Here is a 12381-nt window from a genome sequence, read left to right as displayed (position 1 = left end):
TTATTAAAAGAGTCAGTTAAATCACACATTAAACAAATAATTCACGGTTTAGATATTGAAAGATTGGCTGCTTTAGTTATGGAAGTAGGAAAATATGTCAAAGGTGAAAAGGTAACAGGAGCAAAGGTCAGCGAGTTATTTACGAGTGTTACAACTGATGCTTTAGCTTTGACTTTTGAGGAGAAAATGAACATCGTTAGGCAACTGATTAGAGATGACAAACCATCGATTCTGAAGAGATTGAAAATAAACCCTCAACAATCAGATGATAACGGGGAGCAAATCCGGTTTCGGCGCTAACTTATCAGTTATCAGATATTTCCATTAACTCATTCATAGGTTAGTTGTTCACTGATAACTGTTCACTGTTTTAATTGGTATTGTTATTCCCACTATTTTTAACTGCTTACCTAAGACAAAATTTACTAGTTTCTGACCGCTCACTAAGATTATTTTATCAGAGCGACGAATCAATTGTTTTGATAACTGTCCAGTTATGCCAGTATGCACGAAGAATCCACCACTAGCTCCTTCTCCTTCGATACAGCACAGGAAATCTTTGATGTGTTTTGGGCTAATGTAATCAGCGTAACGCTTAACCTGGATTACATAAAGCTTTCCCAAAATCAACACTCGACCATCTATCCCGCCGTCACCAGTGTACCGAAAGTTGCGTTGGATTTGCCAGCCCTGTTCAAAGCAGCAAGTAAGTACCAATTCTTCAAAAACGTAAGGCGATATCCTGCGTAGCGTAGCGATTACTACTGGCAATTTGGCTAATTGAGTTATGCTACGAAGCTCAAGTAATACTTGACTAGCGTACTCAATATTGTTCAAGTGTTTCTTAAGATTTTTAGGTAATCTAACCCTTGGTGTTCGCGCTGGGCTTGGTAGTAATTGCTTCTTAAAATTTTTAGCTAAGAAAGCCTTTTGGGTTGCTACTGAGCTTTTTCGTACAGGCTTGTTAAAGTTTTTAGCTAAGAAAGTCTTTTGCGTTGGTGCTGGGCTTTGTCGTACAAAATTTTGAGATGAAATGTCAGACGATTTTGTACTCTTAGGTGGTAATGGCGATTGCTTAAAACCTTGGGAGCGATACTTTGACTTTGGTATTGAAGGTGGAAATAAAACAAACAGCCAAGCTAGAAAAATCATTCCACCCAGTGCAAACAACAAACCAATGATTAGGATTAGTATCATTTTTACGCTCCCCTTTGATCATGGAACACCATTCCCGGATTTCTCACCACACCTCGGATGGAGGAGTAATGAGTAGTGAGCAAGGAGTAATGAGTAAGGAGTAAAATTCTTAACTTATTACTTATTACTTATACGCAAAGCAGCTTGTGAGAAATGCGGGCATTGCTCCCCTTTGATCATGGCTTACCTGTGCATATTTCTAAATTGTGATTCTTGTTGAGAATCCTGCTGAATTTGATGATGCATATCAACAACAGATTGAACCTTATCAAGTGCCTGTAACTGTTTCTCTGAAACGTTAGCCGATAAAACTCCATCAGTGAGAACAGTCTCGCCGTTTTTGGCACGAACAATTACATTATCGCCAAGGCGTTCAAAATCAAAATTTGTACTTTTAAAACTCTTAGAACCATCAGGGTTATCTTTGCCCAAGATATTCAGCATTGCTTTGACACTCTGTTCAATTGCTTGACCTTTAACATCCTCAACAGCAGCCTGTAGTTCAGTTCGAGTATTGTCAATAGCTGACTTGACACCCATAAGGCTTTGATCAACCGTGTTTTTAACACTATCTACCTGTGTACGTATCTCTTGAGTTAAGTTACCAACTTGTTGATTGAGTTCATTTCTTACACTGTCAGTCTGATATTTAACTTCATCCTTGAAGCTAGTAATTTGTTCATTAATTTGAGATTTAAGTGAAGTAATTTCCTTTCTGAGCTTCGTTACTTCGGGTGTCAGCACATCTTTAATCCGCTCAAAAACATTCTTGGCAGTTTGTTTTACCTTGTTCTCAACCGTACCCACCCAATTTTGAAGAACCGTATTTTGAACTTGTGGTAAAAACCGTTCATTTACCTGTGACAATGCTTTTTGGGTGTTTTCAATCAACTGTTGCTGCTTCTCCAAGGATTTACTCATTTCGGCAACTTGAGCAGCTAGTTGTGATAAAGATTCGGGTGAAAGCTGTTCTGATTTGATACTATCTACAAGTTTTTGTTGTTCGCTTAGTTTTTTCTGCAATACTTGCACTTGTTTTCCTAAAGCTTCTACACTGTAGATTCGCTCATTACTTACAACTTTATTTTTCTGTGATGCCGGAGCTAAACCTAATTTGTCAGTTAGTACTTCTCCATTTTTAATATGGAATACTTTTTCATTACCAATTTTAATAGAAATTGCACCTTGAGAATTTTTCGGGTCAGACAGAGCTTTTTTTAAGTTCTCTACTATCGTCGGCGTTAACAAGTTTTTAGAGGGTGATTCTCCCAACGTTCCTTGATAAACTTTCCTAGAGCTAGAGTAAATATGAATATCCTTGCTGGGATCTAATCCTTTTTCTTTAGCTTTCGCATGGATGAGTTTGAGGAGAGATTCTAAAATTTCTAGATAATCTCGCTTAATCTCTTTAGCTTCACCATCATCAATCATTATTTTCGCCTTTGAGAATTGACTGAATTAACACATCAGGATTAATCGCTACTTCTGGTAAAACTATTCCACCGAGTTTATTAAGAACCTGTCTACCTTCAATTTCAATGTAAGCAAATTCTCCATCAATCATCACTGTTATCGATGATGTATTTTTTTCAGCATCAGCCGGTACATAATCTTTCAGAACACCATTTAATACAAAAATGTTGGCATCATCTGCATCGCCGCTATAGACTTCAAGGCACTCAGGAAAATAGTTAGCATCAAAAGGCAAGTTATCCCAACTATCAGCAGTGTTTAAAATCTCGCTTGGATATTTATCTGCTAGGGCTGCTATATCAGGAGGGAGTTTAGCAATTTGTTTTCTGTCATAATCAGAGAACGGGTAAAACTTACTTGGCGACATGAATTTTATCCTAAGTATTTTTGACTTCCATTTTATTCCAGACAATATTTCTTTAAATCAGACTCGCATATTCTGATAATTGCTCTTGATTTTCTATCAAAGGTAACAATTTTAAAGCCGAGGCTCGGCGAATTTTCATTTCTTCATCTGCTGGAGTTAAGAGAGTAGACTTTTTAGATAAGAACTTTTGAAACTCGTACCAAGCTTTCACACTGTCAGCTTCCGATTGGATTTCATGTCGAGGAATTTTAATTGATTGCAATATTGGCAAACTTATTTGACCACGAGAACGGAAACCTGGACTAATAATTACTGCTTTCCCCGATGGTAAAGTGTTAAATTGATTGACATCAAATAATTTTCGGGTACTGTTTTGGTCAGAATTAGAAATGCTTGCACCACCCTTGCCTCCTGATGAGCGAGAACGTTGCTTGTATTTAATTTCCTCTTCACCTAAAAACTTACTAAATCGTTCGGCGGCTACATCATCTTGGGGATTAAAGAATGCTTTGGTCGCACAACCACCAAATATTGCATTAGTTGTGTTTTCACCATAAGATTCAATCAGCATTGAGAGATTTTGTAAACCTAAGATAGAAATTAGTCCATCCTCGCGGTTCTGATTCAGCCAATCAACCAGTGCTGGTAAATATAATGTGGGTAATTCATCAATCCCCAACACCAAAGGACAAGTACGTTTGTTAGCTACATTCCGACTAACTAATAAATGCAGAATCGAGACAAGCAAAGGGGCAATTACATCACGCTTTTCTTTGTTCATCCCGAATACCACCATCTGCCGTCCCTTCAAATCCAGTGGAATATTAGTTTTTCCACAGAATGCTGCTAAGGCCGAGGGAACCATAAAACGACTGAACAATCCGCTAGCTGTACCCACAATACTAGCTGCTGTTTCTGGCGACCCTGCAACAGATACAAACTGTGCGAAAGCCTCTCTAACCATGAAGTTTAGTTCGGCGGCTTGCTCAATGCGCTTAACTAACTTTGGCAATCCTAGTATCGCTTGGCACATCATGATATCTGGATACTCTGTGCCCTTCGCCAGCATAAAGACGGCTTGGACTAACTGATCGCCAGCGTTGGTAAAGAAGCTATTTCCAGAATCTTTATCACCCAATTGAAAGTTGCGATTGAGTGTAATCGCAAGCTGCCGTGCCATTTCTGAGTCTTCATTACTGCGAAGAAAGTCTATAGGGTTGGCAACTGCTGATTCTGCAAAGCCTGGGGCAAGCACAGTAACCTGATAACCGCGTTCTATCGCATACCCTGCAAGTATTGGAGCTTGCCCTTTAGATGGAGAATCAGCTGATTCCTGGGAGGCGTATTTGAAATCATATAAAGCCAGAGGTAAGCCCTGATCAATTACAGAGCGAATCAGGGGATTAATCATTGAAAATGACTTTCCACTCCCTGGGCCACCACAAACTAGGATGCCTCGCTGTGCCTCTGGAAAATAAAGGGTTGTTGAATCTTTAGGGATGCAAGTTCTACGGACACCATTAATAACCTCGCTCGTTGTATTCTTGGGAGTTCCCACATACAGCGATACTCGGTTATGCAAGCGTTGCTGGATTTGTTTACACGCCAACTGACGAGCCGCTGTTTTCTCTCTTGTCCCGCCCCACCGCGCTGTCGCTAGCTTGGCAATACCTCCCCTACTATCGATGATTTTGGCGATTACAATCACCGCGCCACAAACGAGTACCCCTAAACCTGCGGGGGATAACAGAGCCGATTCAAGTCCTGCGGGAATAAATTGATTTGGCTTAACCTCTGTCTTAGGAGTCCCTGTCATCGTCCCGTCCCCACGATAACCAAATCATTCTCACTCACGGGCAACCAGGGAACTGGCCCAATGAAGTAAGGGGTACAAGTTTTTTGCTGGAATGGCGGTCGCGCACAGATCCTAAAGAACAAGCCAAAATCGGCAGTCCCAAGGGATTCATTAACTCCAGTTAGCGCCACTTTGAACCCACTACCATACACTAGCCGCCCCGTGGGTTCCTTGCCCCCATTCACGGCGGCTAGAATTCCATAACCACCCAAAACTAGCTGGGATGAGCCTGATGCCCAACGCTTACCATACAAGCTGCCCTGACTGCCAGCAAAATCCCCCATCTCTAAGTATGAGCATTCAATGCCTGGAGGACAGGCGACTGTTAAAGTGCGATCGCCTCTGACAACGCTGCCAGACACAAAGTAATCATTCCCAGCCCTTGTGTCGCCCTTCTCTGCTGTGCCAAGTACAACCGATACAATCCCCACAACACCTATATCAGAGCTAATAGGCTGAGGCATTTTATCAAAGGGCACTTGACTTAATTTAGGAATTTGATTGACTAATGCTTGCTGCCATGATTTAAATTTCCCTAATTGAGTTTTGTCCAACCCAGGAATTGAATCAAGCGAATATTTGCTTAGGTCAATCTTATCTAGTGTCAGGTTTGCAACTTGAGGATTTGAGGCTATGGCTTGAGAAATAGTGCTGCTACCCAGTCCAGCACCATTCTTAGAAAATAGATCGGCTAATGGGGGAACTTCTGATAGGCTCAAATTGCTTAATTCAGGCATTGCTTTAACTAATGTTTTTGGCGTTTGCCATTGGATTAATCCAAAGTCTTTGAGGGTGGGTTTGGTGGTTGTGCCTGTAGTGGGCAAAGCCACCGTGCCAATGGACTTTAAGCTCAAGGCAGACATCTTAAAGGCATCATCTGCATCCCCCAACATCACAACAGAGTCTACTTTTTGCCCTGCTATCCACGAGCGCGACGGGTCGTAGCCAAAAACTGAAATCAGGTTTTTAGGTATCTTTAAAAATCCTGGCTGTTGAACGGGTGGCAAAGTATCCCATGTGATTTTCGACCAGTCGGGGGCAGCCGTCTTGTACAAGCCTTGTGAATAATCGATTGTTGGTGTCTGTGCGACTGAGGCGGAAAGCGGAACTAGAGAAGCTATTGCAGCCAGTAGAAAAGGCTTAAGTTTCATGATTTTTGTTAAAGTAATCGGGACATTGTTCTTAATTGGAGCCGCGTGGATGTACCGTGCATATTAGGATTTCTTGGTCGTATTGTCGCCCATGAAAATAGGCACAACTTTCGCATCCACTTTTGTCTTGCTGTAGTTCTACATTTCCTGTTGGTGCTAACAGCTTTTTAGATTTTATGTACTGGTTTATTTGCAATACAGTTAACGTTGCAAAGGGCACGGGTAACAGCCATTTTAAGTAGGTTTTTGCAGGACTAAGCTAAGTCTTATCCACAGCCAAAAGAGTAGTCAAAAGCAGCAAATAGCCGATTGGTGGAAACATCCATAACTCACCTTCGAGCCTACACGAATATAGAAAATTGCCTAATTCTTGGCGGATAGATTTAGAAAAATTGTTCACAATCGCCCCCATTCAAGTAATTGATGAAAAGTGGTTTTATCGACCTGAGAAAGTGAAATCGCCTCATCTATAGTCTTGCCACGCCGTAATAGTTTGATAGCATCTTGCACCTTGTTCCAGATGGTAGATCCGGGTTTAACTTGACCTTTGCGCCCAGCTTCTGCTAGCCCAAAAGCGAGAGCATTAGCATCGTTTCTCTGAATCGCACCATTTAGCGTAGTCCCAGGATTGGGGCGCATTAAGGCAACAGGTTGAGGCAGAGGGACTTTTATTGTTTGTGGTGGCGGCGAGGGCTGCGGGAAGTCTGATGGCGCTGATTGCGGCTTTTGAACTGTTAGGGGAAGTGGCGTTCGCGGACGGGTAATTGGCAGGGGTCGATCCGAGTCCGATTTAACTACCAAGCTCGTGTAAGCTGGGTTGCCAGTAGCAGGGACTATCTTAAATTGATATTGTTTTTCATTGGTAAGCACTGTAATTTGAGTGCTTCCATTACTGCTAGAGGTAACAGGAAACTTGATCGGGTCAATCTGGCGAAGAAAGATTACAGTCGCTTTACCTCCCGCGCAATCAGAATCACCGCCTGATGACTGGCATAAGCCACCATTTGAGGTAAAAGCGAAGCGACTTGGATCGCCAATCCAAACTTGCTTGATAGTTTCCCCAGTGGACATCAAATTAATAGTTAATCCATAGCCTTTCCACACCTTTAATTCGATAGCGTTGGAGTTTGCATCATTCTCGTAAACCGTTCGGATGGGCATTGCTACCACGCTTGAGGCAGTAGCTATTAAGAAGCTTGTAACAATAGCGAGTTTATTTAACATTTTTCCATTTTTACTGGGAACAGGGAAGATAAATTATTGTTGTAGCTTTTTTATAAGAGCAATAATCATTCGGCGGTCATTATCTCAATCTCATGTTTAAAAACCATCAGTTTTTCCTGTTCCCTGTTCCCTCATAACGATATTGTTTGATTAACGAATATTTGCACTGGCTTACCAACATCGATCACAAATACTTCTTCTCTACCGCTTAACTGCTGAGAACGGGCGACATTTGAACTTTTGATATTATCGAGAACGCTATTAAATGCACCCTCTCCAAAAGCGGCAGATAGGTCTTTTTGATCGTTGGTAGTGGAGCTAGTAGAGAAGCCATTAGAGTTACTGCTGACTTGAGTTATGGGGCGATTCTGTACTTCGGCAGCTTTGGCGACTCCTGCAACAATAGCAGAGATGAAATTGTTGCCCAGATTACTGCCTCTGCGAGACTCTGCTTTTAAGAAACCACCATCCTTGGCCATTATCAGAACGGCATTTTCTGGGAGTTGCTTTTCTTGCGTATCGCCGTTTATATTGACCAACACTGAAACACCGCGCAGTTTGGCGAAACCCAAACCATTCGACTCTGCTAGTTGAACAACCAGATAAGCGCCCACGGGTAGTACGTCCCTACCATCTGAGGCTTTTAAGGGTTTTGTTAGTTTCACCAAGTAATTCTGGTTGCCAGCGTCACCAGTGCCCCAAGCGATCGGCGTTTCTAATCTGCCCTCTGCGGTGCTGCCAACGAGTACGCGAAGAGCGTTGTAATCAATAGTCGTTTTGCTGACCTCTGCAACTTGTTGCGCTCCTCCCGTCCCTCCTTCTATTCCAGTAACTTTTAGTTCCTCGCCGTCTGACTCATCACCTGAGCTACTAAAACTACCAGCGTTCGCAGCAAGAAGCCATTGCTGCGTGGGATCTAACTTTGCGATGTTCGCTTGGGGACGCGGCTGAGGAATTTGTCTGATCGGCTGGGCGATCCTGGGCTGAGATTGCGATCCTCTAACCTGCGGCAAAGTGAAGGGCGGGGCTGGCTGACTGGCAACTGGGTAAGAACGTTGTCCGCGCTGCACTGGTTGCATCGGAGGGGTAACAGCTGCGATTGGGGCTGGGGCTAAGGTTGGGCTAGGGGTCGGCGTTGGGTTTGGGCTTGGCAAGCGATCACGAATCTTCTTTAGCTCGTAATTTTGGCTAGTCAGAGCAAGCGCTGTTTTGTCCTTACCCGTCTCGTCCACCACTTCTGCTTCTGGCGTTTGTTCCTTAGCTTTAGTCGGCTGTGCCTTGTTACTGGAAAAATTCAAGGCGTTCATTGAATTGCCGATCAAGGCTCCGATGATCGTCACAAAGGCAAGCACTATCAGGGCAATAACGCCCATTTTTAAGAGTGGAGATTGCGAGACTGTTCGAGCAGTAACAATTTCTTCTGGGGCGGGGTTCTCGGAGGGTTGAATTGAATCGTCAACCCTTGTTGTTTTAGCGCCGTTCATCGCGGCAAAATCTTGCTCTTCTATCTCAATAGTTGCCTCTTGCAAAGCTGACTGGGTGTTCTTTTTCATAAATCTAAATCTTGGATTTTGTAAATTTCCAACCCCGCTTTACGAACCCTTGAGGCGGTTTCCTGAACATCGGACGCAAATCTAGGCAGGGCAGCCGTATCAATCGCCCTGACGAATATGGTTTTGTTGAAAGCGATGGGCTTGCCGACTAAATTGCTGCCTTGGAAAACAACAATCTCTGCAACCATATCTACTTTCCATTGCCCATCCTTAATCCGAGTCGGCTGACTGATTAGGCTAACTTTTAGGATTGATTGCGTAGACCCATTAAAGACATCGGGCGGCGTAAGATTACTTATCTCCTCAAGGAATGGTGCGCGAAAATCTTCTGACAACGCAAAACCTGAAGCCCATACACTAGTAGTAATCTTGCCTTTTGATGTTGATACCCCAGTATCCAACTTTAATTGTTTGGTGGGGTCTATCTTGTAATCATCGCTTGGCTTTGGTAGAGCATTCCAACTCAAAAGCCCGGTCATTGTTTGCCCGATAAAATACGTAATAGCTTGCGGCGAGCGCTCAAGGCTACCTATAGGAACAACTCTGATGGATTCGCCATCAGACAATTCTACCAAGGTCGAAGCTTTCGTTTTAGAAAACGTTGCTATCCGAGCAAAATTAACGACTTCTATTAATAATAAAAGCATTAATAAAACCGCATTGATTATTAAGAAAATTGGGGTGAAATTTAGCTCTTTTCTCTCTAATAATTTCATCTCCTTAACCCCACCGAGAATTTAACCCCACTAGTGAAAGCTGAAAATACAGCCATTCCGCCACCAGTGCCTATGGCTACTGCAAGTAATGGCGAGAAAATCGCTTGCAAAAGTTGCAATAATAAAGGATTGCTAGAAGGTTTGGAGACTATTGCGCTGGCAATAATGCCTACTGTTATCGAGTACGAAATGAGAACCAATGTCAGTCCTAACCAGCCAGACAGCCAAGCGTAAATAGGTTTGCTTTGGAAGGGCAGCAAAGATAGAACTAGGAAGATTGGGGCGGCGAATGCAATCATTAAGAATGACAGTTGGACGATGTATTGAAAAGCTGCTGATAGTCCACTGAGAATTACATAAACAAAACCTTGAATTGCGCTATTGATTAGTTCGCCACTAAGGTCTAATGGATTCCAGCTTCCGCCCCCAGAACCTGCGCCAGTCTTTTCTCTAGCCTTCTGCGCGTCTTTTCGTGTACTCTCTATAGCAGTCTTTATGCAAGCTTGCTTACGGCTTAATTCTTCACCTTCCTTTTTTTCCTCGCTCATTTTTTCGCAATCAGCCAAGGCTATCTGCGCGGCTAAAACAAAGCTTTGATCAGCATTAACATTCCGTATCGCATCTCTCAGGTTTACGCCATTTCTCGTAATACTTAAAATACTCCTATTTAGCCCAGTCGAAACGTTTCTCAAAGCGACTGTTGTATTGGCGAGAAGGAACCCATTATTACTAAGCATTGCAATTACTAGCAAGGGTAAAACCATCTCAGAGATAAAATCAAAGCCAAACCCTTCTTCTGCAAACTTCCTGTACCAGCCGAATGAGGCAAAGCCAATCATCACAACAGCCGCGAGAGTAGAAACCGCGACAACAGCCGTATAAATTGGGCTTGTTCCAGATGCTAATTCCAACCAATCATTCTCAAAAGATTTATAGATTAGGTCTGCGCCTTCGATAGCGCCTTCGACTATTTCGCCTGAGTTTGTAGTCCCCGTATTTTCCCCGGCTTGCTGCCCTGTAGTTTGAGCAAAAAGAATAGTTAAGAGCGCTATCATCTCAGTTACCGTAACGTTATGTTGACTTGATTATTGATTCTTCCAGAAGGAATCGTTAGCGGCGGCAGATTGAATGATTTGACGAGTAGCGGCGTTAGATTCCTGATCCTTTGCCGCAGCTTGCTCATCCATGCGACTAGAAATATCAGCAAGATTGATATTTGTAACAGCCAAGGAACGAGATTGTTTTTGCGCTTCTGCATGGATAGATTTGGCAATTACAACACTTTGTAAGTTTTGAATAGCGACCTTTTTGAGAATGTCTTGGGTAATGACATCATCCTGCGCGGCAGCAGCATTTTCGCTTGATTGGGCAGTAGCATCATTAGTTATTGCTGCCTCTTGCGATTGCACTCGTTGACCCTCAACTCCTAGTACTGATTCTGACTGACCGCGTGTATATTGCTGGTTCCAATCCTTGATAGCATTGTCGGCTTGAATGCGAGGGTCTAATATCAGCAACGCGCCTTCTTGTTTCTGAATCACTTTCTCGATATTCTTGCCAGCTTTTAGGGGATCGGGAATACCCAAATCACCAACACTAGATTCAATTGCCTGGGTTAATTCAGCTTCTAACTTGCCCAAACTTTTAGTAAATTCTTTCTGATAATTACTAATGTAAGTCTGCAAGCTGCTATAGATTTGTTGGAATTGAGTTAAGAAAGATTGGTTTTGACTAGCTTGAGCATTGGCAGGGAGGCTAGAAAAGGATATCAAAATTGCTGCGCCTGAGATCGCGATCAATCGGTTGGTATCTAACATACAAATTCTCCAGGTCTACTACAAAAGGTTTTTTGGCGCAGTAAGATTCTACGGTCGCCTGTTTTTTTTGTAAATCAAAGTCAAGAACCGAAACCATTAATGTTTTAGGTGATTCTTCTTTATTTAATAAACTGGTGAAGAAGGGATCATCGAAAGGCAAAGCATTAGGCGGAAGGGTGGAAGCAGGAGATCGAAAAAGCATAACGTAATCTCCTGGGTCTGCGGATTCAGAGTTAATCCCCGGTTGCTTTAGTTCACGTAGGCGCTTATTTTGATACTTCAATGCTCTCAGGCTAGGACTGTTCTTGACTGCACCTTCACCCAATTCTATGTACACGCCACAGTCATTCTTCGCATGAATAATAAATTTTTCGTATCGGGCTTGATTGTATTGCCAAACCTGAAAGCTGACTATTGATAAAACACCTGCTAGTATTACCAGCAATAGCTTCGTATGAATGACTGATGATAGAACCTTCATAACGGCTTACCTTGCTTAACGCAATCGACATAATACTTAGAAAATTCTGCCACCCATGTGAACTTATCACCGTGGTTTTTTTTGAACTTATCTCGCGTGGCTTGCTCCTCTCGGCTGTTGGCGACCAACGCCAACAGGGGATACGAGGGATAATAGCGGCAGCGCACATACTTGTTGTTGTAGTCCAACAGCCACAAAGTATATAGCTGCTGAATGTTGGGGACAAAGCTTTCGTTTTTATCGATAATTTCTCTAGGAATGCCCAGCAACTCAGAGAAGCTATTAGCCGCGCCTGGGACAATACGCCCAATCAACCGCAATGGCATATTTTGTAATATTTGTTCTCCCGCCTCCGATTTGGCAATAGAGATAACGTCCTGCGCTGCCAGAAACACCCGGCAGCCTTGCTTTCGAGCCGTAGCGCATTTCCGACCCGCAAGCCGCGATAATGCGGAAAATCCCAGCAATACGCTAGCCTCATCCATAAAAAATACACTATTGGGGGAAGAGAGAGATTGACGGGATGCGGCGATATATGCTGACATCC

Annotated in this window: 12 protein-coding genes and 1 pseudogene; 1 reads left to right on the top strand and 12 read right to left on the bottom strand. The window is 43.0% G+C overall.

Features of this window, described 5'->3' with window-relative positions:
• Positions 1–300, top strand: a 300-nt coding sequence (locus tag A4S05_RS42440; RefSeq protein ID WP_176727222.1) for a hypothetical protein, incomplete at its 5' end; no start/stop codon positions are given.
• 48 nt (positions 301–348) lie between these two features.
• On the opposite strand, the gene A4S05_RS37335 is transcribed toward A4S05_RS42440, so the two are convergent.
• The 12 genes and pseudogenes from A4S05_RS37335 to A4S05_RS37280 all read right to left on the bottom strand — a co-directional run.
• Positions 349–1197 carry a restriction endonuclease gene (locus A4S05_RS37335; RefSeq protein ID WP_069074788.1) on the bottom strand — a complete coding sequence of 283 codons (849 nt, stop codon included), beginning with the start codon at positions 1195–1197 and terminating at the stop codon, positions 349–351.
• Positions 1198–1380: 183 nt separating this feature from the next.
• Entirely contained in the window at positions 1381–2628 is a 1248-nt protein-coding gene (locus A4S05_RS37330; RefSeq protein WP_069074787.1) for a hypothetical protein, read from the bottom strand.
• Positions 2621–3037, bottom strand: coding sequence for a hypothetical protein (locus A4S05_RS37325; protein ID WP_069074786.1), 417 nt, complete (start codon positions 3035–3037; stop codon positions 2621–2623). The genes A4S05_RS37330 and A4S05_RS37325 overlap by 8 nt, the downstream gene beginning before the upstream one ends.
• A gap of 52 nt (positions 3038–3089) precedes the next feature.
• A complete protein-coding gene (locus A4S05_RS37320; RefSeq protein WP_069074785.1) occupies positions 3090–4853 on the bottom strand; it encodes a type IV secretory system conjugative DNA transfer family protein in 1764 nt (587 codons plus the stop codon).
• Positions 4850–6043: a hypothetical protein gene (locus tag A4S05_RS37315; RefSeq protein ID WP_069074784.1), complete on the bottom strand. Its 1194-nt coding sequence runs from the start codon at positions 6041–6043 to the stop codon at positions 4850–4852. Before A4S05_RS37315 ends, A4S05_RS37320 begins: the two co-directional genes overlap by 4 nt.
• Positions 6044–6439: 396 nt before the next feature.
• Complete coding sequence (locus A4S05_RS37310; RefSeq protein ID WP_069074783.1) at positions 6440–7267, bottom strand: hypothetical protein; 828 nt, start codon at positions 7265–7267, stop codon at positions 6440–6442.
• Between the two features lie 131 nt (positions 7268–7398).
• Positions 7399–8820, bottom strand: coding sequence for a hypothetical protein (locus A4S05_RS37305; protein WP_069074782.1), 1422 nt, complete (start codon positions 8818–8820; stop codon positions 7399–7401).
• A complete protein-coding gene (locus tag A4S05_RS37300; RefSeq protein WP_069074781.1) occupies positions 8817–9536 on the bottom strand; it encodes a hypothetical protein in 720 nt (239 codons plus the stop codon). The genes A4S05_RS37305 and A4S05_RS37300 overlap by 4 nt, the downstream gene beginning before the upstream one ends.
• Positions 9533–10591, bottom strand: a complete 1059-nt coding sequence (locus tag A4S05_RS37295; RefSeq protein WP_069074780.1) for a hypothetical protein — start codon at positions 10589–10591, stop codon at positions 9533–9535. The genes A4S05_RS37300 and A4S05_RS37295 overlap by 4 nt, the downstream gene beginning before the upstream one ends.
• A 30-nt stretch (positions 10592–10621) precedes the next feature.
• Entirely contained in the window at positions 10622–11353 is a 732-nt protein-coding gene (locus A4S05_RS37290; protein ID WP_069074779.1) for a hypothetical protein, read from the bottom strand.
• The gene (locus A4S05_RS37285; RefSeq protein WP_069074778.1) at positions 11292–11834 is read right to left on the bottom strand and encodes a hypothetical protein; all 543 of its coding nucleotides are present in this window, start codon (positions 11832–11834) and stop codon (positions 11292–11294) included. The genes A4S05_RS37290 and A4S05_RS37285 overlap by 62 nt, the downstream gene beginning before the upstream one ends.
• A pseudogene (locus A4S05_RS37280) lies at positions 11831–12381 on the bottom strand (type IV secretory system conjugative DNA transfer family protein); the annotation flags it as partial. The pseudogene A4S05_RS37280 and the gene A4S05_RS37285, both read right to left, overlap by 4 nt.

The sequence above is a fragment of the Nostoc sp. KVJ20 genome (assembly GCF_001712795.1).
In the GTDB taxonomy this organism is placed as follows: domain Bacteria; phylum Cyanobacteriota; class Cyanobacteriia; order Cyanobacteriales; family Nostocaceae; genus Nostoc.
Note: the sequence above shows the minus strand (reverse complement) of the source record. Positions and strands in the feature narration are given on the sequence as shown.